Annotated in this window: 27 protein-coding genes; 21 read left to right on the forward strand and 6 right to left on the reverse strand. The window is 64.8% G+C overall.

Annotated features, from left to right (window positions below; all coding sequences use genetic code 11):
- Position 1: 1 nt before the first annotated feature.
- The 6 genes from VOI21_RS07245 to VOI21_RS07270 all read left to right on the forward strand — a co-directional run bounded on the left by VOI21_RS07245 (position 2) and on the right by VOI21_RS07270 (position 6,451).
- Complete coding sequence (locus VOI21_RS07245; protein ID WP_323769120.1) at positions 2 to 703, forward strand: FkbM family methyltransferase; 702 nt, start codon at positions 2 to 4, stop codon at positions 701 to 703.
- A 52-nt stretch (positions 704 to 755) separates the two neighbouring features.
- A complete protein-coding gene (locus VOI21_RS07250) occupies positions 756 to 1,805 on the forward strand; it encodes a glycosyltransferase family 2 protein (RefSeq protein WP_323769121.1) in 1,050 nt (349 codons plus the stop codon).
- Positions 1,806 to 1,914: 109 nt separating this feature from the next.
- The gene (locus VOI21_RS07255) at positions 1,915 to 2,859 is read left to right on the forward strand and encodes a phosphoadenosine phosphosulfate reductase (RefSeq protein ID WP_323769122.1); all 945 of its coding nucleotides are present in this window, start codon (positions 1,915 to 1,917) and stop codon (positions 2,857 to 2,859) included.
- Positions 2,860 to 2,901: 42 nt separating this feature from the next.
- The gene (pyrC, locus tag VOI21_RS07260) at positions 2,902 to 3,939 is read left to right on the forward strand and encodes a dihydroorotase (RefSeq protein WP_323769123.1); all 1,038 of its coding nucleotides are present in this window, start codon (positions 2,902 to 2,904) and stop codon (positions 3,937 to 3,939) included.
- A gap of 146 nt (positions 3,940 to 4,085) precedes the next feature.
- On the forward strand, positions 4,086 to 4,757 hold the full coding sequence (locus VOI21_RS07265) for an orotate phosphoribosyltransferase (protein ID WP_323769124.1): 672 nt from the start codon (positions 4,086 to 4,088) through the stop codon (positions 4,755 to 4,757).
- 206 nt (positions 4,758 to 4,963) lie between these two features.
- Positions 4,964 to 6,451: a replicative DNA helicase gene (locus VOI21_RS07270; protein WP_323769125.1), complete on the forward strand. Its 1,488-nt coding sequence runs from the start codon at positions 4,964 to 4,966 to the stop codon at positions 6,449 to 6,451.
- Between the two features lie 113 nt (positions 6,452 to 6,564).
- Here the strand turns inward: VOI21_RS07270 and VOI21_RS07275 are convergent, their stop codons facing one another.
- Positions 6,565 to 7,332, reverse strand: coding sequence for an adenosylcobinamide-GDP ribazoletransferase (locus VOI21_RS07275; RefSeq protein ID WP_323769126.1), 768 nt, complete (start codon positions 7,330 to 7,332; stop codon positions 6,565 to 6,567).
- A gap of 122 nt (positions 7,333 to 7,454) precedes the next feature.
- On the opposite strand from VOI21_RS07275, the gene alr reads away from it, so the two are divergent.
- The 9 genes from alr to VOI21_RS07320 all read left to right on the forward strand — a co-directional run bounded on the left by alr (position 7,455) and on the right by VOI21_RS07320 (position 15,196).
- A complete protein-coding gene (alr, locus tag VOI21_RS07280) occupies positions 7,455 to 8,492 on the forward strand; it encodes an alanine racemase (RefSeq protein ID WP_323769127.1) in 1,038 nt (345 codons plus the stop codon).
- Between the two features lies 1 nt (position 8,493).
- Entirely contained in the window at positions 8,494 to 9,276 is a 783-nt protein-coding gene (locus VOI21_RS07285; RefSeq protein WP_323769128.1) for an ABC transporter permease, read from the forward strand.
- Positions 9,277 to 9,361: 85 nt separating this feature from the next.
- Positions 9,362 to 10,108 carry an ABC transporter ATP-binding protein gene (locus VOI21_RS07290; protein WP_323769129.1) on the forward strand — a complete coding sequence of 249 codons (747 nt, stop codon included), beginning with the start codon at positions 9,362 to 9,364 and terminating at the stop codon, positions 10,106 to 10,108.
- The gene (locus VOI21_RS07295; protein ID WP_323769130.1) at positions 10,105 to 10,491 is read left to right on the forward strand and encodes a hypothetical protein; all 387 of its coding nucleotides are present in this window, start codon (positions 10,105 to 10,107) and stop codon (positions 10,489 to 10,491) included. The genes VOI21_RS07290 and VOI21_RS07295 overlap by 4 nt, the downstream gene beginning before the upstream one ends.
- Positions 10,488 to 10,949, forward strand: coding sequence for a paraquat-inducible protein A (locus VOI21_RS07300; RefSeq protein WP_323769131.1), 462 nt, complete (start codon positions 10,488 to 10,490; stop codon positions 10,947 to 10,949). The genes VOI21_RS07295 and VOI21_RS07300 overlap by 4 nt, the downstream gene beginning before the upstream one ends.
- An 84-nt stretch (positions 10,950 to 11,033) precedes the next feature.
- Complete coding sequence (gene radA, locus VOI21_RS07305; RefSeq protein ID WP_323769132.1) at positions 11,034 to 12,401, forward strand: DNA repair protein RadA; 1,368 nt, start codon at positions 11,034 to 11,036, stop codon at positions 12,399 to 12,401.
- Between the two features lie 72 nt (positions 12,402 to 12,473).
- Positions 12,474 to 13,034 (forward strand): CvpA family protein, encoded by a 561-nt coding sequence (locus VOI21_RS07310; RefSeq protein WP_323769133.1) that lies wholly within the window; start codon positions 12,474 to 12,476, stop codon positions 13,032 to 13,034.
- Between the two features lie 132 nt (positions 13,035 to 13,166).
- Positions 13,167 to 14,696, forward strand: a complete 1,530-nt coding sequence (gene purF / locus VOI21_RS07315; RefSeq protein ID WP_416358966.1) for an amidophosphoribosyltransferase — start codon at positions 13,167 to 13,169, stop codon at positions 14,694 to 14,696.
- Positions 14,697 to 14,929: 233 nt separating this feature from the next.
- Positions 14,930 to 15,196 carry an amidophosphoribosyltransferase gene (locus VOI21_RS07320; protein ID WP_323769134.1) on the forward strand — a complete coding sequence of 89 codons (267 nt, stop codon included), beginning with the start codon at positions 14,930 to 14,932 and terminating at the stop codon, positions 15,194 to 15,196.
- A gap of 5 nt (positions 15,197 to 15,201) precedes the next feature.
- On the opposite strand, the gene VOI21_RS07325 is transcribed toward VOI21_RS07320, so the two are convergent.
- Positions 15,202 to 15,513 (reverse strand): hypothetical protein, encoded by a 312-nt coding sequence (locus VOI21_RS07325; protein WP_323769135.1) that lies wholly within the window; start codon positions 15,511 to 15,513, stop codon positions 15,202 to 15,204.
- Positions 15,514 to 15,609: 96 nt separating this feature from the next.
- On the opposite strand from VOI21_RS07325, the gene VOI21_RS07330 reads away from it, so the two are divergent.
- From VOI21_RS07330 to VOI21_RS07350, 5 genes are all read left to right on the forward strand, one after another.
- The gene (locus VOI21_RS07330) at positions 15,610 to 16,173 is read left to right on the forward strand and encodes a DUF2199 domain-containing protein (RefSeq protein WP_323769136.1); all 564 of its coding nucleotides are present in this window, start codon (positions 15,610 to 15,612) and stop codon (positions 16,171 to 16,173) included.
- Positions 16,174 to 16,721: 548 nt separating this feature from the next.
- A complete protein-coding gene (locus tag VOI21_RS07335; protein ID WP_323769137.1) occupies positions 16,722 to 17,360 on the forward strand; it encodes an SDR family oxidoreductase in 639 nt (212 codons plus the stop codon).
- A gap of 114 nt (positions 17,361 to 17,474) precedes the next feature.
- A complete protein-coding gene (surE, locus tag VOI21_RS07340) occupies positions 17,475 to 18,260 on the forward strand; it encodes a 5'/3'-nucleotidase SurE (RefSeq protein WP_323769138.1) in 786 nt (261 codons plus the stop codon).
- On the forward strand, positions 18,257 to 18,898 hold the full coding sequence (locus VOI21_RS07345) for a protein-L-isoaspartate(D-aspartate) O-methyltransferase (protein ID WP_323769139.1): 642 nt from the start codon (positions 18,257 to 18,259) through the stop codon (positions 18,896 to 18,898). The genes surE and VOI21_RS07345 overlap by 4 nt, the downstream gene beginning before the upstream one ends.
- 77 nt (positions 18,899 to 18,975) lie before the next feature.
- The gene (locus VOI21_RS07350) at positions 18,976 to 20,142 is read left to right on the forward strand and encodes a peptidoglycan DD-metalloendopeptidase family protein (protein ID WP_323769140.1); all 1,167 of its coding nucleotides are present in this window, start codon (positions 18,976 to 18,978) and stop codon (positions 20,140 to 20,142) included.
- Positions 20,143 to 20,158: 16 nt separating this feature from the next.
- Here the strand turns inward: VOI21_RS07350 and VOI21_RS07355 are convergent, their stop codons facing one another.
- The 4 genes from VOI21_RS07355 to tatA are packed head-to-tail and all read right to left on the reverse strand — an operon-like array spanning position 20,159 to position 22,712.
- Positions 20,159 to 21,022 (reverse strand): ATP-binding protein, encoded by an 864-nt coding sequence (locus VOI21_RS07355; protein WP_323769141.1) that lies wholly within the window; start codon positions 21,020 to 21,022, stop codon positions 20,159 to 20,161.
- Complete coding sequence (tatC, locus tag VOI21_RS07360; RefSeq protein WP_323769142.1) at positions 21,019 to 21,996, reverse strand: twin-arginine translocase subunit TatC; 978 nt, start codon at positions 21,994 to 21,996, stop codon at positions 21,019 to 21,021. Before tatC ends, VOI21_RS07355 begins: the two co-directional genes overlap by 4 nt.
- Entirely contained in the window at positions 21,993 to 22,487 is a 495-nt protein-coding gene (tatB, locus tag VOI21_RS07365; RefSeq protein WP_323769143.1) for a Sec-independent protein translocase protein TatB, read from the reverse strand. Before tatB ends, tatC begins: the two co-directional genes overlap by 4 nt.
- Positions 22,488 to 22,493: 6 nt before the next feature.
- Complete coding sequence (gene tatA / locus VOI21_RS07370) at positions 22,494 to 22,712, reverse strand: twin-arginine translocase TatA/TatE family subunit (RefSeq protein WP_323769144.1); 219 nt, start codon at positions 22,710 to 22,712, stop codon at positions 22,494 to 22,496.
- A 191-nt stretch (positions 22,713 to 22,903) separates the two neighbouring features.
- Between tatA and VOI21_RS07375 the strand changes: the two genes are divergently transcribed.
- Positions 22,904 to 23,563, forward strand: coding sequence for a helix-turn-helix transcriptional regulator (locus VOI21_RS07375; protein WP_323769145.1), 660 nt, complete (start codon positions 22,904 to 22,906; stop codon positions 23,561 to 23,563).
- Positions 23,564 to 23,665 lie beyond the last annotated feature (102 nt).

Consider the following 23,665-nt stretch of genomic DNA (forward strand, 5'->3'; position numbering starts at 1 on the left):
GATGGACGGCTCAGACCCCGCACCGCGCGACCCGTTCCTTTATTCGCGCGGGCTCAAGATCCCCAAGAATCCGCAAATCACGCGGGGGCGCATCCGCAGCGCGCTGAAACAGGACATCTATGAGCGCAAGGAATGCGACGCCGTCATGCGCGTGGTGCGCCCCGGTGACCGCGTTCTGGAACTGGGCGGCGGCATCGGCTACATGTCGACGCTGCTGTCGGTGAAGAAAAAGGTCGCGCGCGTCGTCAGCTATGAGGCAAACCCGGCGCTGATCCCCTACATCCGCTCTGTGCACGCCGCCAACGGCGTCACCAACGTCGACCTGCGCAACGCGTTGCTGGCCGCCGAACTGGGCGATCCGGTGCCGTTCTACGTACGGCAGAACTTTCTCGGCTCCTCGATGGACCGGGACGCCGACCCCGATACGGTGATCGAAGAGGTCAAGGTCATGCAGCACGCCATCAACCCGGTGTTGCAGGCCGAAACGCCGGATGTGCTGGTCTGCGACATCGAAGGCGCAGAGGCGCATCTGCTGCCCGCCGCCGACTGGTCTGGCCTGCGCGCGGCGGTGATCGAATTGCACCCGCAGTGGATCGGTCAAAGCGGCGTTCAGGCGGTGTTTGACTGCATGCGGCGTGCCGGGCTGACCTATTTCCCCAAGGCGTCCGAGGCCAAGGTCGTGACCTTCCGCAAGGGCTGGTAATGACGCGAAACGATTTTTCGACGAAAAATCGGCTCACCCTCGGGGGCGATCCATGAGCATCACCGCCGTCTTGTGCGTGCGCAATGAGGGCGCGTTCCTGCTCGACTGGCTGGCGCATCACCTTGCCTGCGGCGTCACCCATGTGGTCGCCCTGTCGAACGACTGTCAGGACGGCACCGACACGATGCTGGACCGTCTGGCGCAGGTTCTCCCGCTGACCCACATCCGCAACGACGGCCCTTATGAGGATCGCGGTATCCAGTTCACCGGCCTGAAACGCGCCGACAAGACGCCCGCCGTGCAAAACGCCGACTGGCTCTTGCCCCTCGACATCGACGAATACGTCAACGTCCATGTGGGCGACCGCACCCTGCCCGCTCTGATCGCCGCCCTGCCAGAGGCCACCGCCATCACCCTGACATGGCGGCTGTTCGGCAACGCGGGCGTGGCGCGCTACGCCGACCGCCCCATCACCGAACAATTCACCAAGGCCGCGCCGGTTGTCATGCACTGGCCGTGGCGCGCCGCGATGTTCAAGACGCTCTACCGCAATGATGGCACTTACGCGAAACTGGGCGTCCACCGCCCCCGCGCGCCCGATCCGGCGCAGGTGGACAAGGCCCGCTGGTTCGACGGCGAGGGCCGCGAGCTTGACGCCCAATTCCGTACCCGTCGGATATTCTCGCAATATGGCCGCTCCAACTACGCCCTTGCGCAGCTTAACCACTACGCCCTTGGCGCGATGGAAAGCTACGTGCTCAAGTCCGACCGGGGCCGCGCGGTGCATGCCGACCACGCGCTTGGCATGGACTACTGGGTCGAACGCAACTGGTGCATCGACCAGGACACCAGCATCCAGAGCCTTGCAGGCGTGGTTGAGCGCCGCGCCGAGTTTGCCGCCGACCCTGACCTGTCGCGCCTGCACGAGGCCGCCGTCGCATGGCGCAAGGCCCGCTTTGACGCGCTTTTGGCGCAGGAAACCTACCGCGCGCTCTTTGCCCGCCTGCTGATGACCCCGCCCGCGCAGCCCGTGACGCTCAAGGCGGCGCGCTTTCTGGCCAGTCACGCCACCCGCGCACGCGCCAACACGCCCACGCTCTAGCCACGCCACACCGTGTTGTCACCGAGTGACCACATTTTCGCCGAAAACTGCGGCCATTGTTTCCCCCAATTACGCGTCAATTTTGGCGCAAAGTGAGGATACCCGGTCAATGGAATCGCAAACCAAAGGCTTTTCTCCCGATCTCAGCAATCAGTCCCGGGGGGAGTGGCTGGCCACGCTGCGGCGGATCGGCGAGGAATACGGATTTGCCGAACCCATGGGCAAAAGCCACGCGGCGATCTTTGTCGAAGAGGGCGACACGCTGGTTGTCGCGTTCGAGACGATGTCCGGCATCGAGGCCTTGTCAGAGACGCGCACCCCCATTGGTTTCGACATGGTCAACGCCAACGGCTGGTCCTCGCTGTCGCTGCTCAGCCACGGCGACACATGGTTCCGCGATGAGCGTGTCTATGCCTTCTTCGACCAGCTTCAGGACGACGGCTTTTTCGACGACTTCGAATCCGTGCTGTTCTACGGGGCCGGTCCCTGCGGCTATGCCGCCGGGGCTTATTCCGTCACCTCCCCCGGCGCGCGGGTGCTGATGTTGCAGCCGCAGGCCACGCTGGACCCGCGCATTGCCGAATGGGACGACCGTTTCGCCGAGGAACGCCGCCGCGATTTCACCTCTCGCTATGGCTTTGCGCCAGAGATGATCGACGCCGCAGCACAGGCCTATGTGATCTACGACCCGCGCGAACGGCTGGACGCGATGCATTCGGCACTGTTTGCGCGGCCCAATGTCTCGCGCCTGCGTGCGCCGTTCATGGGCAGCGCCTTACAGGCCGATTTTCGCGCGCTCGATCTGCTGCCGGGCCTCTTGACCTCGGCTGCAGAGGGGCGACTGGACACGGCGCTGTTTGCCGCCATGCTGCGCGCCCGGCGCAATCATCCGCCCTACCTGCGCCGTCTGCTGGCACGAATCGACGCCGACGGGCGCGACGGGCTGGCCCGGCTCTTGTGCCAGAATGTCGTAAGCCGGATGCCGGCGCCGCGCTTTCGCCGCCGGCTGGCCGAGCTCGAAGCCGGAGACGACGCCGTCAAGGACGCAGGTTGATCCCACTGGCGCGCCTGCGGCCCGCGTGCTAACCGCAAATCCATGGATAGCATCACTCTTCGCCGCCCCGACGACTGGCATCTGCACCTGCGCGATGGTGCCATGCTGGCCGGTATCGCCCCCGAAAGCGCCCGGCACTTTGCCCGCGCCATCATCATGCCCAACCTTGTCCCGCCCGTGGTGACAGGCACACAGGCGCAGGCCTACCGCGACCGCATCACCGCCGCCCTGCCAGCGGGCAGCGGCTTTACCCCGCTGATGACGCTGTACCTGACAGAGGAAAGCGACCCGGCGGACATCGTCGCCGCGCATCAAAGCGGGTTGATCACGGCGGTCAAACTCTACCCCGCCGGGGCCACCACCAACTCCACCTCCGGGGTGCGCGACTTTGACAAGGTGCGCGGCGTGCTGGAGGCGATGGCCGAACACGGTATCCCCCTGTGCGTGCATGGCGAAGTCGTGGACAGCGACATCGACATCTTTGACCGCGAAGCGGTGTTCATCGACCGCGTGCTGGACCCGATCCGCCAGCGCACCCCCGGCCTGCGCGTCATCATGGAACACATCACCACCAGCCAAGGCGTCGACTATGCCCGCGCGGGCGGTGACGATTTGGGCGCGACCATCACCACCCATCACCTTGTGATCAACCGCAACGCCATTCTGGTGGGCGGGATCAAGCCGCATTACTACTGCCTGCCCGTCGCCAAGCGCGAGGAACATCGCCTTGCCCTGCGCGCCGCAGCAACATCGGGCGATGCCAGCTTTTTCCTTGGCACCGACAGCGCCCCGCACATCGACCCGCTCAAGGAAAACGCCTGTGGCTGCGCCGGCTGTTTTACCGCGACCAACACCATGTCGATCCTTGCCGAGGTATTTGAACAGGAAAACGCGCTGGACCAACTAGAGTCCTTCGCCTCGCTCAACGGTCCGGCCTTCTACCGCCTGCCGCCGAATGACGAGACGATCACCCTGACCAAGGGCGCGCCGGTCGACTACCCGGCCAAGATCGACACTGGCGACGGCCCGGTCACGGTCTTTGATCCGATGATGCCGCTGCACTGGCGCGTCGCGGACTGACCCGCGCGACCCCGACCGTGACGCCACCTTTCACCGCTCAAAAAGGCGGCGTTCGAGCAATTGCTTCCGGCCCGGTCATCGCCCTTGAAAACGGTGCCCGAAACCCGTTATTGCGGCGCGACCCCCCCCAGCCCGGAGCGCCTGTCATGATCCCCTCGACCTACCCCACCGCCGAAGAAATGGCCCGCCTGACCGCGCGCATGTTGTGGGAAATCGAGGCGGTGAACTTCATGACCGATGAACCGTTCAAACTGGCCTCGGGGCAATTGTCCCCTGTCTACATCGACTGCCGCAAGCTGATCTCCTACCCGCGCATCCGCTCGACCCTGATGGACTTTCTCACCATCACGGTGATGCGCAACGCCGGGTTCGAGGCGTTCGACAATATCGCGGGCGGTGAGACGGCGGGCATCCCCTTTGCCGCGCTCGTGGCCGAACGCATGGCCCTGCCGATGACCTATGTGCGCAAGAAACCAAAGGGTTACGGCAAGAACGCCCGCATCGAAGGCGCCATGACAGAGGGAGAGCGCGTGTTGCTGGTCGAGGATCTGACCACCGACGGCGGCTCGAAACTCAGCTTTGTCGATGCCATCCGCGACACCGGCGCCACCTGCGCCCACACGGCCGTGATCTTCTACTACGGCATCTTCCCCGAGACGATCAAAACGCTGGGCGATCACGGCGTCGCCCTGCACCACCTTTGCACATGGTGGGAGGTGCTGGCAGAGGCCCCCGAACGCCACGCGGGCGTGCTGAGCGAGGTTGAGTCGTTCCTCAAGGATCCGCACGGCTGGCGCGCGGCCCGCGGCACAAGCTGACCTGACGGCAGCCTCAATATCTTGCGTGTTGAATGTGACAGGAAGATCACAGAGCCGAGTCACCCGCACCAGATATTGACGGAATACCCGGCGCGATGCCAATATACGGTGGCCGCAAGAAGCCACAGGTTATCAACAGAGATATACATTTTGCACCCTGCAGACCGCGCCTGTTAGGCGGTCTGCCTGAGCAGCAGGGGATGGAAATGAACGAGATCGCCACGATCAACCCAACCGGAATCGAAGTACAGTCGGCAGACACCATGCCCCATTCGATCGAGGCAGAGCAGCAATTGCTGGGCGCGATTCTGGTCGAGAACGACACCTATGACCGCATCGCCTCGATCATCGGCGCGCGGCATTTCTATGACCCGGTGCACGAACGTATCTTTGAAATCGCCTCGGCGCGCATCGCCAAGAACAACCTCGCCTCGCCGGTCACGCTCAAGGCCTTCATGGAGGACGATGAGGGCCTGAAGGAACTGGGCGGCCCGGCCTATCTGGCGCGTCTGGCGGCCTCTGCCGTCTCGACCTTTGCGGTGCGCGACTATGCGCAGATGATCTATGACCTTGCCGTGCGGCGTGACCTGATCCGGCTGGGCAAGAACATCTCCGACAAGGCGGCCAAGGTCGATGTCGCGTCAGAGCCGCGCGAACAGATCGTCGAGGCCGAACAGGCGCTCTACAAGCTGGCGGAACAGGGCCAGACCGAAAGCGGATTTCAAAGCTTTCTCAAGGCTGTAACAGAGGCCGTTAACGTCGCCAACGCCGCCTACCAGCGCGAGGGCGGTCTGGCCGGTATCTCGACCGGGCTGATCGACATGGACAAGAAGCTGGGCGGCCTGCACCCCTCTGACCTGTTGATCCTCGCGGGGCGTCCGTCGATGGGCAAGACCTCGCTGGCGACCAACGTCGCCTTCAACATCGCCAAGGCGTACAAAAAGGGCCTGCGCCCGGACGGCACCACCGGGGCCACGGACGGCGGCGTCGTGGGCTTTTTCAGTCTGGAAATGAGCGCCGAACAGCTGGCGGGGCGTATCCTTGCCGAGGCGTCAGAGATCAGCTCTCACAAGATCCGCCAAGGCGATATGGACGAGACAGAGTTCCGCCGCTTTGTGCAGGCCGCCAAGGACCTTGAAGCTTGCCCGCTGTATATCGACGACACGCCCGCCCTGCCGATCAGTCAGGTGGCAGCGCGCGCACGCCGCCTGAAACGGACTCACGGGCTGGATCTGGTCATCGTCGACTACCTGCAACTGCTGCGCGGCACCGCCGAAAACCGGGTTCAGGAAATCGGGGAAATCTCGATGGGTCTCAAGGCCATCGCCAAGGAATTGAACATCCCGGTTCTGGCCCTGTCCCAGCTGTCGCGTCAGGTCGAAAGCCGCGAAGACAAACGCCCGCAACTGTCGGACCTGCGGGAATCGGGGTCCATCGAACAGGATGCCGACGTGGTCATGTTCGTCTTCCGCGAGGAATATTACGCGGAACGCGAAAAACCCTCGGACGACCGTCTGGACGAAATGGCCGCCTGGCAGGAACGCATGAGCCGCCTGCACGCAAAGGCCGAGGTGATCATCGGCAAACAGCGTCACGGCCCGATCGGCACCGTTGAACTCGCCTTCGAGGCGCAATTCACCCGCTTCGGCAACCTCGTCAAACCCTGGCAACAGGGCGACGGCAGGGACATGTGACGGCACCGCTCAGAATCAGGCCGACCGTCGAGCAGACCGGCACTCCAACCCGGGCCAAGAGGCGTCAGACCCGCCGGGATGGAGTGTCGAGACTTGCCAGCCCCGAACAGGGGTCAGAGCCAGAGCGCCAGTCCAAGGTAGAACCCCAATTCCGCCATCTGCTCTGCGCCGCCCAGACATTCCCCTGTGTAGCCGCCGATCCGGGACACCGACCATGCCCGGAACGCCTGCCCCAACAGCACCGCTCCGATGAAACCGCACAGAACCGCGCCAATGCCCGCCACCGCCGTCAGCAGAGCCAACGCAACCAGCGTCAGGGTCAGCGCCACGCGGTAGCCATCCGCCGTCACCTTGGGCACAAATTTCTGCATTCCCTCGCTGAGGGCATGTGACGTCGTCGCGGTGACGTGAACCGCAGCCATCCGTCCCGTCGCATGCCCCGCCACCAGTCCCGCCGCCGCCACCGCAAGCGGGAAACTGGCGATCAGCGCCAGCTTCAGCGCCAGGCACAGCCCAACGGCCAGCGCCCCGTAAAGGCCAAACTGCCTGCGATCCATCATGGCGATGATCTCACCCCGGGCGCGCCCGGCGGTCAGCCCCTCGGCGGCCCCGGCCAGTCCCGCCTCGTGAAACGCCCCCGTCACCAGCAGCGTCGCCGCCAGCGACAGCAGCACCGCCACCGGCCATGGCAGCACCGGCGCTCCGGCCCACAGCACCAGCGCCGCCAGCGCCCCCACCAGCGCGCCGACTCCGGGGTGATATTTCACCGCCCGCACCATCAGGTCGTCGGACTCTGGCAGGCCACGCGGCACAGGCAGGCGCGTCAGATAGCGGACCGCCAGCCAGAAAAGCACTGCCTCCAACCGCACCGCGCTGCGCATGACCCTTCCTCCGTGCCGGTCCATCCAGACGCAGCATAAGCGGCGGCCTCACGCCCGCAAGGCCGCCCGCGCGGCGATTTCGCGCTTGACGCTGACCGGGAACCTGAGAAACACGTTCAGTCATGGCACAGGCACAGCTTACCATCGATCTCGCGGCGCTACGCGCCAACTGGCGCTCCCTCGCAGAGATGTCGCAAACCGAAACCGGCGCCGTGGTCAAGGCGGACGCCTACGGGCTGGGCATCGACCGCGTCGCCCCGGCGCTGGCCGACGAAGGCGCGCGGCGGTTTTTCGTCGCCATCGCAGAGGAAGGCGCAGAATTGCGCCGCATCCTTGGCCCCCGGCCCGAAATCTGCGTCTTTTCCGGCCACATGGCGGGCGACGCCGCCCTGATCCGCGACGCGCAGCTGACGCCGATGATCAACTCCATCGACCAGATGCTGCGCCACGTCGAGGGGCTGCCGGGCCACGCCTTTGGCATCCAGCTGGACAGCGGTATGAACCGTCTGGGGATGGAACCCGCCGAATGGCGCGCCCTGCGCGACATCGCGCTGGCGCAAAAGCCCAGCCTGATCATGAGCCATCTGGCCTGCGCCGATGACCCCGCGCACCCGATGAACGCCCAACAGTTGCAAACCTTTGTCCAGATGACCGACGGGATCGACGCGCCGCGCTCGCTGGCGGCGACGGGCGGCGTACTGCTTGGCCCCGACTATCACTTCGACGTCACACGCCCGGGGATCGGCGTTTATGGCGGTCTGCCCTTCCTCGACGCGCGCCCCGTGACCCATCTGCACGTGCCGGTGATCCAGATCCGAGAGGTCCTGCCGGGCGAAACCGTGGGCTATGGCAACACATGGACGGCAGAGCGCCCCACCCGTGTCGCCACCATCGCGGCGGGCTATGCCGACGGCATCCTGCGCAGCATGAGCCACCGGGCGCATATGTGGGCAGAGGAAACCCGCTGCCCGGTGCTGGGCCGTATCTCGATGGACCTGATCGGCGTCGATGTGACCGACGTCGCGGGCACGCCCGAGACACTGGAACTGCTGGGCCGCCACCAAAGCGTCGACACGCTGGCCGATTGGGCCGGCAGCATCGGCTATGAAATCCTGACCTCGCTGGGTACGCGCTACGCCCGCACCTATACCGGCGCCTGACATGAGCCTTCTGTCCCCACTCGGCGCGCTGGGACGCGCCACGCTGTCGATGATGGCGATGGTCGGGCGCGTGGCGCTGTTTGCGCTGAACGCGCTCAGCCACATGGTTCGCCCGCCCTTCTACGGACGCGAGTTCGGCGCGGCATTGCTCAACGTCGGCTGGCTGTCGCTGCCGGTTGTGGGGCTCACCGCCATCTTCACCGGCGGCGCGCTGGCGCTGCAGATCTACTCCGGCGGCGCGCGCTTCAACGCCGAGGCGGTGGTGCCGCAGATCGTCGCTATCGGCATGGTCCGCGAACTGGGCCCCGTCCTTGTCGGCCTGATGATCGCCGCCCGCGTGACCTCCTCTATCGCCGCCGAAATCGCCACCATGAAAGTGACCGAGCAGATCGACGCGCTGGTGACCCTCTCCACCGACCCGATGAAATACCTCGTCGCCCCGCGCGTGCTGGCGGCGCTGATCGTGGTGCCGCTCCTGGTGGCGGTGGGCGACGTGATCGGCGTCTTCGGCGGCTACGCGGTGGCCACCGGCACGCTGGGCTTCAACGCCGCCGCCTACCTCAAGAACACCGTCGACTTCCTTGAACCGCTGGATATTATCTCCTCGCTGGTCAAGGGCTGCGCCTTTGGCGGGCTGGCGGCGCTGATGGGCTGCTATTTCGGCATGGCCTCGGGACGCGGCGCGCAGGGCGTGGGCCGCGCCACCAAAGGCTCGGTCGAGGCCGCCGCCATCCTGATCCTCGCCGCCAACTTCCTGCTCACGGGGGCGTTCTTCTCGCTATGACCCGAACAACGCGCTCTTGCAGCTTCTTCTTGGTAAAAATACTCACAGCCGCCCTCGCCACCGGGCGCAACGACAGGGTGGCACGATGATCGACCTGCACGGCGTCACCAAGGCGTTTGGCTCCAACCGCGTCCTGCGCGGCGTCGACCTGACCATCGAACGCGGCACCTCGATGGTGATCATCGGCGGCTCCGGCACCGGCAAATCCGTGCTGTTGAAATGCATCCTCGGGCTTGTGGCCCCCGACGCGGGCACCATCACGCTAGAGGGCACCGACGTCACCAAGACCGACCGCGACGCTTTTCTCGCCCGCTTCGGGATGCTGTTTCAGGGCGCGGCCCTGTTCGACAGCCTGACGGTCTGGCAAAACGTCGCCTTCCGCCTGCTGCGCGGCTCGCTGAAGAAACCCCGCGAAGAGGCCCGCGCCATCGCCATCGAGAAACTGCGCCGCGTTGGCCTGAAACCCGATGTGGCCGACCGCTTTCCGGCGGAACTGTCCGGCGGGATGCAGAAACGCGTCGGCCTCGCCCGCGCCATCGCCGCCGAGCCTGAGATCATCTTTTTCGACGAACCCACCACCGGCCTCGACCCGATCATGGCGGGTGTCATCAACGAACTCATCCGCGAGATCGTCACTGAAATGGGCGCCACCGCCATGACCATCACCCATGACATGACCAGCGTCCGCGCCATCGCCGACAACGTCGCCATGCTGCACGACGGGGTGATCCAGTGGACTGGCCCGGTCTCGCACCTCGACACCAGCGGCGACCCCTATGTGGCCCAGTTCATCAGCGGCAGCGCGACAGGCCCGATCGAGGCCGTCCGGTGAGCCTGCCTTTCCAACCCGACCCGGTGATCCTGTTCTTTCTCTTCGCCAAAAAGTTTCTCTATCTGGAGGTGCTGGCCGTACTGGCCGCGCTCCGCCTGATCAAGGGCCGCGGCCTGTCGCGCTGGCCCGCGCTGGCGACCTTCGTTCTGGCCATCGCCGGGGTCGTCACGGTCTTTGCCCCCGCCGCCGGGTTAAACGACGGCGCGATCTATGCTTCCGCCGTCCGTACCATGGCCAAACAGGGCGGCATCACCGCGCTGCTGGTGCCCTCGGCGCTGTTTCTGGTCAGCGGCCTGTCACCCGATGCGCGCTGGCGCTGGATCGACGTGGTCCACGGGGGAATGCTGGTAGGTCTGCTGGGCCTGTGGTGGTGGGTGTCATGAGCAACTGGCCACACCACCTGCGCTGGCTCAACCTCGCGCTTTTTATCGTCTACCCGCTGTCGTGGTTTGCGCCGTTGCTCAGGGCGGGCCTGCTGCCGCTGTTCGGCATGAGCGAGATCAGCCTGATCTCCGGCCTGCAATCGCTGTGGGAATCCGACGTCTTTCTGGCCCTCGTCGTCACCCTGTTTGCGCTGTTCGCGCCGCTGATCAAGACGCTGGGGCTGGCGCTGGTGCAATTCAACCTTCTCGACCGTCGCAGCCTGCCGGTGCTTGAGGTTATCGGCAAACTCGCCATGGCCGATATCTTTCTGATCGCGCTCTATATCACCTTGTCCAAGGGCATGGGCGTGGGCCGTGTCGAACCCGCGTGGGGGCTGTACCTGTTCACCGCCTGTATCCTTACGTCCATAACGCTGGGATTCATCGAAAAGCGCCGCGCCCCGGCGTCGTCTTTGTAAAAACACCCCGGCGGACAGGGGGTCATTGGCCTCCCGCCCCGGATGGGGCATAAGCCGACCTGCCCCGATCCCGCCGGAGACCTCATGGCCAAAGCCACCGCCCGATTTGTCTGCCAGTCCTGCGCCGCCACCACCACCAAATGGTCCGGTCGCTGTGAGACCTGCGGCGAATGGAACACCATCGCCGAGGAAAAGCCCCTCAGCCAGGGACCGTCTGGCAAAACTCTGGGCATCTCGCGCGGGCGTGCCGTGGCGCTGACAGACCTGTCCGCCAAAGAGGCCCCGCCGCCGCGCACCGCCTGCGGCATGGATGAATTCGACCGGGTTCTGGGAGGCGGGCTGGTGCCGTCCAGCGCAGTTCTGATGGCAGGCGATCCGGGCATCGGCAAATCCACCCTGCTGTTGCAGGCCGCCGCCGCCTTTGCCAATGCCGGGCTCAAGGTGGTCTATATCTCGGGCGAAGAGGCCAGCGCACAGGTCCGCCTGCGCGCGCAACGCCTGCATCTGGCCGAGGCGCCGGTGAAGCTGGCGACCGAAACCAATCTTCGCGACATCCTGACCACGCTGGATGAGACTCGCCCCGACCTTGCCATCATCGATTCGATCCAGACCATGTGGGCCGACAATGTCGACAGCACCCCCGGCTCTGTCAGTCAGGTGCGCGCCGCCGCGCATGAACTGACGACCTTTGCCAAACGCACCGGCAGTTCCATCATGATGGTCGGTCACGTCACCAAGGAGGGCCAGTTGGCCGGTCCCCGCGTGGTCGAACACATGGTCGACACGGTGCTGTACTTTGAGGGAGAGCGCGGCCACCAGTTCCGTATCCTGCGCTCGGTCAAGAACCGCTTTGGTCCCACCGATGAGATCGGCGTGTTCGAGATGACCGGCGGCGGGTTGTCAGAGGTCGCCAACCCCTCGGCGCTGTTTTTGTCCGAACGCGGCCAGCCCGCGCCCGGATCGGTGGTTTTTGCCGGGATCGAAGGCACCCGCCCCCTGCTTGTCGAGCTACAGGCCCTGGTCTCTCCCAGCCCGCATTCGCAGCCGCGCCGGTCGGTTGTGGGTTGGGATGGCAGCCGTCTGGCGATGATTTTGGCGGTGCTCGAATCGCGCTGCGGCATCCCCTTTGCGGGCCTCGACGTGTACCTGAACGTCGCGGGCGGTATGCGTGTTTCGGAACCCGCCGCCGATCTGGCTGTGGCCGCTGCGCTACTTTCCGCGCGTGAGGACGCCGCCCTGCCCCCCGATACTGTGATTTTCGGGGAAATCAGCTTATCAGGGGGCCTGCGCCCGGTAGGCCAGTCGGAAAACCGATTGAAAGAGGCGCGTAAACTTGGTTTCTCCAAGGCGATCCTGCCGCAAGGGGGCAAGGCCACGGCATCGGATGGCATGGCGCTGTCCCGGATGCCGGACCTGACCACTTTCGTCGGTGAGGTCTTCGGGGCCGGTTGACTTGGGCGAGACCACAATGACAAACGGAACTGAGGCCGCAGGCGGCCGCGCGACAAGAGGCGAGTGAGGCAGATGGACGGGTTTACAATCGTTGATGGCGTGGTTGGCGTCGTCATTCTGCTGTCGGCGCTGCTGGCCTACTCGCGCGGGCTGGTCCGTGAGACGATGGCCATTCTGGGCTGGGTCGTGGCCGCCGTGGTGGCTTTTCTCTTTGCCGATCAGGTGCAACCGCTGGTCAAGGAAATCCCCGTGATCGGCGAATTCCTTGCCGATAGCTGCGAACTGGCCGTCATCGCCAGCTTTGCTGCGATCTTCACCGTCGCGCTGGTGGTCGTCTCGCTGTTTACCCCGCTGTTCTCCACGATCATCAAACGCTCGGCCCTTGGCGGGCTGGATCAGGCGCTTGGCTTCTTCTTTGGCGTGGCGCGCGGTATCCTGCTCGTCGCGATCGCCTTTTTCGTCTACGAGACGGTGATCACCTCGCAGGACATCGCCATGATCGACGACTCGCGCTCGGCGGCGGTCTTTGCCCAGTTCACTGGCCGGATCGAGGAACAGAACCCCGAACAGGCGCTTGGCTGGATCACCGCGCAATACGAACAACTGGTCAGCGTCTGCGACGCGCCGCAATAACCCGCCCCCCCATCACACACTCCTTGCCGAGGGGCCGGTTCTGACGGCCCCAAACCTCACCCGCCTTTCCCGGGCCACCTGATGTAATCGTTTCGTGACATTCCGGGACCGGCCCATTAAACCATGCTGCATATGCAAAGCGGATTCGGAGCTGCCCCCTTGCCCGACCCCATTTTTCCACCCGCACATCCTTTTGACTTCGACTCGGTCCGCGACCCGGACAATGACGACAAGCTCAAGGAGGAATGCGGCATCTTCGGCGTCGTCGGTCTGACGGACGCTGCCAACTTCGTGGCCCTCGGACTGCACGCGCTGCAGCACCGCGGTCAGGAGGCTGGCGGGATCGTCGCCTACCACCCCGATCTGGGCGGGTTCAATTCCGCCCGCCGGTTCGGCTATGTCCGCGACAACTTCACCAAGCAATCGCTGATGGAAACGCTGCCGGGCCAACTGGCCATCGGCCACGTGCGCTATTCCACCGCCGGCTCCAAGGGCCAGACCCAGATCCGCGACGTGCAGCCCTTCTTTGGTGAGTTCTCCATGGGCGGCGCTGCCATTGCCCACAATGGCAACATCACCAACGCCGAGGCGCTGCGGCGCGAACTGATCGACCGTGGCTCGATCTTTCAGTCCTCCTCGGACAGCGAATGTATCATCCACCTGATGGCACGGTCCCTGCAACGCGACATCCCCGCCCGGATGGAAGACGCGCTGCGCCGGGTTGAAGGCGCGTTCAGCGTCGTCGCCATGACCCGGACCAAACTCATCGGCGTGCGCGACCCGCTGGGCGTCCGCCCGCTGGTGCTGGGCAAACTGGGCGACGGCTGGGCGCTGAGCTCTGAGACCTGCGCGCTGGATATCATCGGTGCCGAATTTGTCCGCGAGATCGAGCCGGGCGAAATGGTGGTGATCACCGCCGACAAAGGCGTGGAATCGCACTACCCCTTCCGCAAGGCGGCCCCGCGCTTCTGCATCTTCGAACATGTCTATTTCTCGCGCCCCGATTCGATCATCGGCGGGCGCTCGGTCTATGAGACCCGCCGCCAGATCGGCGTCGAACTGGCGCGTGAGGCCCCGGTGGACGCGGACCTTGTCTGTCCCGTCCCCGATTCAGGCACCCCCGCCGCCATCGGCTTTGCCCACGAGTCCGGCATTCCCTACGGCATGGGCATCGTGCGCAATCAATACATGGGCCGCACCTTCATCGAGCCGACAGAGCAAATCCGCAACATGGGTGTGCGCCTGAAACTCAACGTCAACCGCGCCCTGATCAAGGGCAAGCGGGTGATCCTCGTGGACGACAGCGTCGTGCGCGGCACCACCAGCCGCAAGATCAAGGAGATGATCCTTGATGCCGGCGCGGCCGAGGTGCACTTCCGCATCGCCAGCCCCCCCACAGCCTGGCCCTGTTTCTACGGTGTCGACACCCCCCAGCGCGAAAAGCTGCTGGCCGCCACCATGTCCGAGGATGAGATGCGTGATCATCTGGGCGTCGACAGCCTGCGCTTTGTCACCCTCGACGGGCTGTACCGCGCCGTGGGTGAGGCAACGGGCCGCAACGCCAGCTGCCCGCAGTATTGTGACGCCTGTTTCTCGGGGGAATACCCGGTGGAACCGGCGGACATGATCCAAAAAGGCTTTCAGATGAAGGCGGCGGAGTAATCAAGGACGACGGCGCGCTGCTGGACCGGCTGCGCGCCCGCCTTCGACCGTTGACTACGCGCTTTCCCGCCTGTCCCCCCTGCCTGACTGACCCCGCCAAGCAAAACCGGCAAGGCTGTGCCGGTGTCGCACCCCGCGTGGGCGGGCTTTGGCGGATGCCGTTTGCCCCCTCTTTCGCCCGATGCTGCACCGCAGTATCTGCCGCGCTCTGATCAACCCGAGTGTAAAGAGACATGGCACAGGAAACCCCGACACCAGAGGCCGTCATTTCGGCCGCCACCCGTCCCGCCAAGGGCAGCCTTGACGGGCTGATCCTGCTGGGCACCTTCGGCTCCGGCGATGCGCCCAAGGCCCTTGTGCGCACCTCGCGCGGTGAGGTGCAAACGCTGACGATTGGCGACCAGATCGGTCGCGATCCCGTCATCGCGATAGAGGACGGGCGTCTGGCCCTGACCCAAAAGGGCGAAACCCGCTGGCTGATGCAGCCGGTGACGCAGTAGCCCGCCTAGCTGGTCACCGCCCGGCAGCGCGTCCAACTGACCGGCGTGCTGCCGTCGATGCTGTACAGTACCTCCTCGTCGGACAGCTGCTGCAACACCACCGCCGCACCCGCGTCGGCCCCGCCTGCGGGCATCGCAAATTCATAGCGGTGGCGGCTATAACGCCCGTCCGTTTCGATCCCCGAGGGGGCCACCACCCGGCTGCCCCGGATCGTCAGGCTTTGCCCCTCCGGTGAACACCACTCGCCGCTGATCTCATCCGCCTGCGCCACTCCCGGCACCATCAGCGCGCACAGAACCAATACCCGTCTGAACATCGTCCCACTCCTGAAAGCTGCCCGCCCAGCATGACGCAGCCACATCGACCTGCCCAGCCCCTTGACCCCATCAGCGATGCGCCTCACATCACCGTCATGAATATTCTTGATCTCGATGCCCGCTGGCGGCGCTTTAATGACGACACCCGGTCCTGCCCCTGCTGCGGACGGGCGTTTTCCGGCATCTTCGACATCGGATTCGATGCGCCGGATGACTGGGCCTATGGCCCCCGCATCGGCGATGAGGATCTGGAGGTTGCAGAGGACCGACTAGGGGCCGAATTCTGCCGCATCGCAGGCCGCTATTTTCTGCGCAGCGTGTTGACCCTGCCCCTGCGTGGCAGCGATGACGTGTTCGCTTTTGGCCCGTGGGTCGAGGTGCCAGAGCCGGTGTTTCGCGCCTATCTCGCCACCATCGACGATGCCACAGCGCCCTTTCCACCCGCCGAGGGTCTGCTGGCCAATACGCTGCCACAGTTCGAGGAGGCGCTTGGCACCGCCGTCACCCTCACCCTGCCCGATCCGGCGCAGCGCCCGCAGGTGACAGTGACCGAGGGGCCGCTGGCCGAGGCGCAGGCGCAGGGCCTCTCCTTTGACGATCTGCTCGATCTCTACGCCGCCTTCGGCGACGACATCCGCCCCCATCTGACCGCCGATTGATCCACCCGCGCCCACGCCCCGGCACGGGACAAGGTCAGGCGACGACCTGACTGAGATCCCCCTATGGCCACGTTCCCCCTCGCCATGACCTTGCGTGGCAAACCCGCTGAAACACGCCGAAATCTGGCCCGACACCCACAGGCCCCTTGGATGTCTTCTGTCCAAAAATAACCCGGGGAAGTCGACCGCAGGGAGACGGCGGTCATGCTGCAAGCATGCCGCTGGCATGACGCCCCCATACGCCGGTCGCGGCTCAGAGCCTCCGGTCCGGAAAACCCGTTTCGAAACATTTCCCGATCACGCGCAGTCTGCAGTATGCCTCCGGACGTGGACTGCTTGGGCGCGATCCCGGTCCCGATCCGTGCCGGATTCCCCCTGCCTCAGCGCGGGCAAAGGTTAAGCGCAGGTAAATTCGTCTCTGTAACTCCTTGATTTTGCACAGTCGGGAATCTGTCCACGCGTGGACACCCCTTGACTGACCGGGCCGCGACATGCCCGCGACATGGCCGCGCTTGACCCCGCCGCAAATCCCCGGCAAAGCAGCCGCCATGACCAAGCTTGCCCTCATCACCGGCGCCTCCCGCGGCCTTGGCTTTGCCCTCGCCGAGGCCCTCGCGCCCAGCCATCACATCATCGCCGTGGCCCGCACCGTCGGCGGCCTCGAAGAGCTGGACGACCGCATCCAATCCAAGGGCGGCAGCGCCACGCTGGCCCCGATGGACGTGACCGACCGCAACGCTATGGCCCACCTGTGCCGCTCGATCCATGACCGCTGGGGCGGCCTCGCCCTCTGGGCGCACACGGCCATCCACGCCAGCGCGCTGACCCCCGCGCCCCATATCGACCCCAAGGAATGGCGCAAGGCCCTGACCACCAATGCCGACGCCATGGGCCACCTGATCCCCTTCGTCGCGCCCCTTCTGGGAGAGGCCGGCACGGCGCTGTTCTTTGACGACCCGGTGCAGGGCCAGAAATTCTACGGCTACTACGGCACTACCAAGGCCGCGCAAATCGCGCTCGCCCGCAGCTGGGCCGCTGAAACCGAACGCACCGGCCCGCGCGTCCATGTCCTGACGCCCAATCCCATGGCCACCGCCACCCGCGCCCGCTTTCACCCCGGTGAGGACCGCGCCACGCTGGCCACACCGGAGTCCGAGGCCAAGCGCCTGCTGGCAGTGCTGGCCTGAACCACCAGACAATCTGAGTCTTTCAGGGCGCACCTCGCGCCCATCGGCGGAGCGTTGCTTGCCCCAAGCCCCCCCTTTGACTAGAGAGGGGCAAACCAAAGCAGGCACACCCTCATGCGCATCCTCATCACCAACGACGACGGCATCAACGCGCCGGGTCTCAAGGTTCTTGCCGCCATCGCCGAAGACCTGGCCGGTCCCGAGGGCGAGGTCTGGACCGTCGCCCCCGCCTTTGAGCAATCCGGCGTGGCGCACTGCATCTCCTACACCCATCCGACCATGATCGCCCAGCTTGGCCTGCGCCAATACGCCGCCGAAGGCAGCCCGGCGGATTGTGTGCTGGCGGGCCTGCACGACGTGCTGAAGGATAGCCCGCCGGATCTGGTCCTGTCGGGCGTGAACCGGGGCAACAACTCGGCCGAGAATGCACTGTATTCCGGGACGCTGGGCGGCGCGCTTGAGGCGGCGCTGCAAGGACTGCCCGCCATCGCTCTGTCGCAATATTACGGCCCGGACAATGCGCTGGCCGATGACCCGTTCGAGGCCGCCGCCGTCCACGGGGCCGACACCGTGCGCCGCATCCTGCGCGCCGATCCGGGCCGGACCGAGGGCTATCGCCGGTTCTACAACGTCAACTTTCCACCCGTCTCCGCCGCACGGGTCGAGGGCACCGTGGCCGCTCCGCAAGGGCTGCGCCGCGACACCCGCTTTACCGTCGAGGCGACGCATTCGCCCTCTGGTCGGCGGTTCCTCTGGGTGCGCGGCGGCGATCAGCGCGCCGACACCGCGCCCGGCAGCGACGCGGACATGAACCTAAAGGGCTGGATCACCGTCACGCCGATGCGCGCCGACCTGACCGATTACGCAGCGCTCGACGATCTGAAAGACGCCTTTTCATGAGCTTCGACGCCGAAGCCAAGATGCAGTTCCTCTTTGCGCTTCGGTCCAAGGGCGTCACTGACAAGGCCGTGCTCAACGCGATGGAGCGGGTTGACCGGGGTCGATTCATTCAGGGCTATTTCTCTGAACGCGCCTATGACGACATGCCTCTGCCCATCGCCTGCGGCCAGACCATCTCACAACCTTCGGTCGTGGGGCTGATGACGCAGGCGCTCAAGATCGGGCCGCGCGACAAGGTGCTGGAGGTCGGCACCGGCTCTGGCTATCAGGCGGCGATCCTTGCGCAGCTGGCGCGGCGGGTCTACACCGTCGACCGGCATCGCCGGTTGGTACACGCGGCGCGGGCGGTGTTCGACGAGCTTGAGTTGACCAATATCACCGCCTTCACCGCCGACGGGTCCTTTGGTTTGCCGGATCAGGCCCCCTTTGACCGCATAATTGTGACCGCAGCCGCCGAAGACCCGCCCGGCCCGCTCTTGGCGCAATTGAAGATTGGCGGTATCATGGTCGTGCCGGTGGGCCAGTCCGATGCCGTCCAGAGCCTGATCCGCGTGACGCGGACCGACAATGGCTACGACTACGACGAAATGCGGCCCGTGCGCTTTGTGCCGCTGGTCGAAGGGCTCGGCAAGGACTGACGCGTCGGCGCGGCGCTCATATCGCGCCACCAACCTGTGACGCCCTGGAGACAAGGGGTGCATGTGAGGATATCGAGATGACACTTGGCTTCCGCCCCATGACGGCCCTTGCCCTTATTGCGCTATTGTCGGCCTGTTCCGACGGTATGGATTTCGACCTTCGGGGCGGGATCGGCGGCGGGGTCGATACAACCGACGCCGCGCTCAAGGCCGCCGCGACCCGGCCCGAACCCGATGACCGGGGCGTCCTGTCCTATCCCAGCTATCAGGTCGCCGTCGCCAAACGCGGCGACACGCTGGCCGATGTGGCCGCTCGGGTCGGCCTGCCCGCCGATGAACTGGGCAAGTACAACGGGATCAAACCGGGCGATGCGCTGCGCCGGGGTGAAATCGTTGCCCTGCCCCGTCGCGTGGCCGAACCCTCTCCTGCCACGGGTGCGGACACGACCGGCCCGATCCGTCCGCCCTCTGGCGTCGATGTCACCACGCTGGCCTCAAACGCGATCAACAAGGCACCCGATACCGCACGGCGCAGCGGTGCCGCGCCGACCGGCGTCGAACCGGTCCGGCACAAGGTCGCCCGCGGGGAAACCGCCTTTACGATCGCGCGGTTGTACAATGTCTCACCCCGCGCGCTGTCGGAATGGAACGCACTGGATAAGGATTTCGCAATCCGCGAAGGCCAGTACCTGTTGATCCCCGTCACCGCGCCAACCGCCCCACGGACATCCGACCGCGACACCACCGCCCCTGGGGCCGGATCGCTGACCCCGGTGCCGCCTTCTGCCGCGACCCCGCTGCCCGCCGAGACGCCAGAGGCGCGCACGGCGGCCAAACCCGATCCCAAACCGGAAAAGCCGGTGGCCGACATTGGCCAATCCAAGGCCAAGGCCGGTGGCAGCATGTCGATGCCGGTCTCCGGCTCGATCATTCGCGAATACAATCCCGGCACCAACCCAGGCATCGACATCAGCGCGTCGCCCGGCACGCCGGTCTCAGCGGCGGCAAGCGGATCGGTTATCAGCGTGTCGAAAAAGACCGATGGCGCCAGTTTTATCATCGTCCGTCACCCGGACAACGTGAACACGGTTTACCTGAACGTGGCCGATATCGGCGTGAATGTCGGCGATTCCGTCAGCCGCGGTCAGCAGATCGCCCGCGTGGCGCCCGGCGATGTCGGGTTCCTGCACTTTGAAGTTCGGAAAGGGTTGGATAGCACCGACCCGATGAGCTACCTGCGTTGATCCTGTTGCGTGGCGCCTAGACCAGCGCCACGCCCTTGCGTCCCGCCAGATCGGTGAAGAACTGCCATGCCACGCGGCCCGACCGCGCGCCGCGCGTGGCCTGCCATTCGACAGCCTCTGCGCGCAGGTCCTCATCGCTGACAATGACGCCATAGGCGTCGCAATAGCCGCGCACCATGGCCAGATAGTCGTCCTGCGAACAGGGATGGAACCCCAGCCAGAGCCCGAAACGGTCTGACAGGGAAACCTTTTCCTCAACCGCCTCAGAGGGGCTGATCGCGGTCGAACGCTCATTCTCGATCATGTCGCGGGGCATCAGGTGGCGACGGTTCGACGTGGCATAGAACAGCACGTTCTCTGGCCGTCCTTCGATACCGCCATCCAACACCGCCTTGAGACTTTTGTAATGTTCATCGTCGTGACTGAACGACAGGTCATCGCAGAACAGCACAAAGCGATAGGGCGCGTCCCTCAGCACCGCCAGCAAACGCCCCACCGAGCCCAGATCCTCACGTTGCAGTTCCACCAGTTTCAGGTCGTGCCCCTGCGCCCGCACGGAGGCATGGACCGCCTTGACGACGCTGGATTTCCCCATGCCCCGCGCCCCCCAGAGGAGCGCGTTGTTGGCGGCGTGTCCGCGCGCGAATTGCAGGGTGTTCTCCACCAGCGTGTCGCGCGCGCGATCGATGCCGATCAGCAGATCCAGCGCCACGCGGCTAACCTGCGGGACTGGCACCAGACGGTCAGGATCGACATGCCAGACAAAGGCCTCTGCCGTGTCGAAGGCCGGTGCCGCCTGTGGCGCAGGCGACATCCGTTCCAGTGCTGCGGCGATACGTTTCAGCGCCGCAGTTTTCTGCCCGACCGATTTTCCGCTCATCGCTGCGGTTCCTCGTCCTCGTCTTCGTCGAACTCATCCATCAGCGGATCGTTCTCAGTGTCCGGCTCTTCCTCGAACCACAGCCCCTGCTCACGCAGTTCCGTCTCACGCTTTTTTTCGACGCGACCGACAAGGAAGATGGAAATCTCATAAAGACCGTAGACCACAGTAAAGAGAATGGCCTGCGTGATCACATCGGGCGGCGTGACCACGGCGGCCAGCACAAGAATGCCAACGACAGCGTATTTGCGCACGTTGCCCAGACCTTCGGCAGAGACCAGCCCCGCCTTGCCCATAAGCGTCAGAAGCACAGGCAACTGGAAACACAGGCCAAAGGCCATGATGAAGACCAGCGTGATATGCAGCGATTCGTTCACCTTGCCAAAGAAGGTGATCTGTAGACCTTCGGCGGTTTCCGGCACCACCGCCGACTGCGCGCCAACATCGACGTTCAGATCGGCCGGAACCGGCAATGCGTCATTCATGCCCTGAAGCAGATTGGCGAAGATCGAACTGACATCCGCGAAGCCCAGAAAAAACGCCATCGCCAAAGGCGTGACGACGAAATGAGCAAAGCTTGCGCCCAGCATGAACATTGCCGGTGAGGCGATCATAAAGGGCAGAAACGCATTTTTTTCAGAGCGGTACAGCCCCGGAGCCACAAAGCGCCACAGTTGGAATGAGATCACTGGAAAGGCCAGCGCAAAGCCGAACACCATCGAGATCCGGAACAACACAAACAGGTATTCCTGCGGGCTGGTGTATTGCAGCGTCGGGCTGGGGTCGCCGAGATCACGCAGCGTGGTCTCAATCGGGTGCAGCAGGAACTGAAGGATCGGTTCCGCCACCAAAAAGATCAGGATCACACCCACCAGAAAGGCGATCACAGAGCGGATCAACCGGGTGCGCAGTTCGGCCAGATGCTCGATCAGTGGGGCCGAGCTGTCCTCTATCTCGTCGTGCGCGTCGCTCATGCCTTGTCATTTCCTTCTGCGGCTGGCCTTTCCGCGACGGGTTTTGGTGCGGCGTCCTCGGGAGCGGCCTGCATCGAAGCCTCCAGTTCGTCGGCTTTGCGCAGGGCATCGGCGGCCTCACGCGCCTTGCGCTCTGCCGCCTTGCGGGCGGCACTGGCCTCGATCTTTTTCTTGGCCTCGGCGCGCTCTTTGGCCAGCTTGCCGGTTTCGCTGTCTGGGTCGAAATCGGTCATCGACTTGGCGGCATCCTTGACGCCGTCCATGGCGCTGCTGACCGGGTTGGTGGCGGACTTGAACGTCTTGGCCATATCCTTGACCCCGGCGTCATCGGCCGCCTCATTCATCGCACGGCTGAATTCGCGCGCCATTCCGCGCGCCTTGCCCATGAAACGGCCAGCGTTGCGAAAGAGCACCGGCAGGTCCTTGGGACCGACGACGATCAGCGCAACGATGCCGATCACCAGCAGTTCGGCAAAGCCAAGATCGAACATGAGAGCTTACGCCTTGTCTTTCTCGTCTTCCGGGGTGACGTCCTTGGCCTCTTCGGCCTTCTGGTCTTCCAGCTCTTGTGTGCCGTCGCTCACGCCTTTTTTGAAGGCGGTGATGCCTTTGCCGACTTCACCCATCAGCGACGAGATCTTGCCGCGGCCAAACAGGACCAGCACGACGACCGCGATCAGCAGAAGGCCGGGAAGGCCGATGTTTCCGATACCCATGATGTCTCTCCTAACGTCGGCGGCGCCTTTCCGGGGCCGCGCATCAATGCCACTGCGGTTATCTATAGGCTCTCCCGCTCCCGGAAAAGCGCCAAAGCGCCGCGAATCCGCACTCGTTTTGTCATGAGCTTGTCAGTTGTCAGGTTTTTGTCAGTATGGTCGGCGTACAGACGCCCAAAAAGGACCCGGCGATGAATCGCAAAGACCGGCTTTACGCTCTGACACAACGCCTGCGCGACAGGAAATTGCACACGGCAGAGGCGATGGCGCAGGATCTTGGGGTCTCCGTGCGCACGATCTACCGCGATATGGAAACGCTGGCCGCCTCTGGCGTTCCTGTCGAAGGAGCGCGCGGCTATGGCTATTCGGTGCAGGCCGCCATCACGCTGCCGCCACTGAACCTGACCGAGGCAGAGCTTGAGGCGCTGCACCTTGCATTGGCCGCGCTTGGCGCGTCCGACCTGCCGGATCACGCCGTCAGCGCGCGCAGTCTTTCGGCCAAGATCGAGGCGGTCCTGCCCGAGGATGCAGGCCCGGCACCCGCCCCCTTTGGTTTTGCCACCGACAGGTTCGCCGAGGCGGCGCGCGGCTTTGTCCACATGCCGGCAATCCGCGCGGCGATCAGGGCGCGTCAGCGCCTGCGGATCGAAACCGGCGGCACCATGCATGTGCTCCGCCCGCTGCATCTGGACTACTTTGGCCGTGTCTGGACCTGCGTCGGCTGGGACGAGACAGAGGCGCGATTTCTCAGCCTGCGGGTCGACCGCATCGACAGCCTGATGCCCCTGCCCGGCCTGTTTGTCGATGAACCCGGCAAAACACTGGCCGACTGGCGCAAGCAGGGCGGCTAAATAGCCCCGTGACGCAAGTGGCCCCGGTGCAGGGAGCAAGCACCGGGGCCGTTCGGGACTGACGCGGCAAAGGGTGGGACATGGGGATGAGCCGCGTTTGGG

The organism is Antarctobacter sp., assembly GCF_034670325.1.
GTDB lineage: Bacteria > Pseudomonadota > Alphaproteobacteria > Rhodobacterales > Rhodobacteraceae > Antarctobacter.

Excerpts from the sequence above, each read along its gene's own strand:
- VOI21_RS07245 (WP_323769120.1), top strand. The coding sequence starts at position 2 with ATGGACGGCTCAGACCCCGCACCGCGCGACCCGTTCCTTTATTCGCGC.
- VOI21_RS07250 (WP_323769121.1), top strand. The coding sequence starts at position 756 with ATGAGCATCACCGCCGTCTTGTGCGTGCGCAATGAGGGCGCGTTCCTG.
- VOI21_RS07255 (WP_323769122.1), top strand. The coding sequence starts at position 1,915 with ATGGAATCGCAAACCAAAGGCTTTTCTCCCGATCTCAGCAATCAGTCC.
- pyrC (WP_323769123.1), top strand. The coding sequence starts at position 2,902 with ATGGATAGCATCACTCTTCGCCGCCCCGACGACTGGCATCTGCACCTG.
- VOI21_RS07265 (WP_323769124.1), top strand. The coding sequence starts at position 4,086 with ATGATCCCCTCGACCTACCCCACCGCCGAAGAAATGGCCCGCCTGACC.
- VOI21_RS07270 (WP_323769125.1), top strand. The coding sequence starts at position 4,964 with ATGAACGAGATCGCCACGATCAACCCAACCGGAATCGAAGTACAGTCG.
- VOI21_RS07275 (WP_323769126.1), bottom strand. The coding sequence starts at position 7,332 with ATGCGCAGCGCGGTGCGGTTGGAGGCAGTGCTTTTCTGGCTGGCGGTC.
- alr (WP_323769127.1), top strand. The coding sequence starts at position 7,455 with ATGGCACAGGCACAGCTTACCATCGATCTCGCGGCGCTACGCGCCAAC.
- VOI21_RS07285 (WP_323769128.1), top strand. The coding sequence starts at position 8,494 with ATGAGCCTTCTGTCCCCACTCGGCGCGCTGGGACGCGCCACGCTGTCG.
- VOI21_RS07290 (WP_323769129.1), top strand. The coding sequence starts at position 9,362 with ATGATCGACCTGCACGGCGTCACCAAGGCGTTTGGCTCCAACCGCGTC.
- VOI21_RS07300 (WP_323769131.1), top strand. The coding sequence starts at position 10,488 with ATGAGCAACTGGCCACACCACCTGCGCTGGCTCAACCTCGCGCTTTTT.
- radA (WP_323769132.1), top strand. The coding sequence starts at position 11,034 with ATGGCCAAAGCCACCGCCCGATTTGTCTGCCAGTCCTGCGCCGCCACC.
- VOI21_RS07310 (WP_323769133.1), top strand. The coding sequence starts at position 12,474 with ATGGACGGGTTTACAATCGTTGATGGCGTGGTTGGCGTCGTCATTCTG.
- purF (WP_416358966.1), top strand. The coding sequence starts at position 13,167 with ATGCAAAGCGGATTCGGAGCTGCCCCCTTGCCCGACCCCATTTTTCCA.
- VOI21_RS07320 (WP_323769134.1), top strand. The coding sequence starts at position 14,930 with ATGGCACAGGAAACCCCGACACCAGAGGCCGTCATTTCGGCCGCCACC.
- VOI21_RS07325 (WP_323769135.1), bottom strand. The coding sequence starts at position 15,513 with ATGTTCAGACGGGTATTGGTTCTGTGCGCGCTGATGGTGCCGGGAGTG.
- VOI21_RS07330 (WP_323769136.1), top strand. The coding sequence starts at position 15,610 with ATGAATATTCTTGATCTCGATGCCCGCTGGCGGCGCTTTAATGACGAC.
- VOI21_RS07335 (WP_323769137.1), top strand. The coding sequence starts at position 16,722 with ATGACCAAGCTTGCCCTCATCACCGGCGCCTCCCGCGGCCTTGGCTTT.
- surE (WP_323769138.1), top strand. The coding sequence starts at position 17,475 with ATGCGCATCCTCATCACCAACGACGACGGCATCAACGCGCCGGGTCTC.
- VOI21_RS07345 (WP_323769139.1), top strand. The coding sequence starts at position 18,257 with ATGAGCTTCGACGCCGAAGCCAAGATGCAGTTCCTCTTTGCGCTTCGG.
- VOI21_RS07350 (WP_323769140.1), top strand. The coding sequence starts at position 18,976 with ATGACACTTGGCTTCCGCCCCATGACGGCCCTTGCCCTTATTGCGCTA.
- VOI21_RS07355 (WP_323769141.1), bottom strand. The coding sequence starts at position 21,022 with ATGAGCGGAAAATCGGTCGGGCAGAAAACTGCGGCGCTGAAACGTATC.
- tatC (WP_323769142.1), bottom strand. The coding sequence starts at position 21,996 with ATGAGCGACGCGCACGACGAGATAGAGGACAGCTCGGCCCCACTGATC.
- tatB (WP_323769143.1), bottom strand. The coding sequence starts at position 22,487 with ATGTTCGATCTTGGCTTTGCCGAACTGCTGGTGATCGGCATCGTTGCG.
- tatA (WP_323769144.1), bottom strand. The coding sequence starts at position 22,712 with ATGGGTATCGGAAACATCGGCCTTCCCGGCCTTCTGCTGATCGCGGTC.
- VOI21_RS07375 (WP_323769145.1), top strand. The coding sequence starts at position 22,904 with ATGAATCGCAAAGACCGGCTTTACGCTCTGACACAACGCCTGCGCGAC.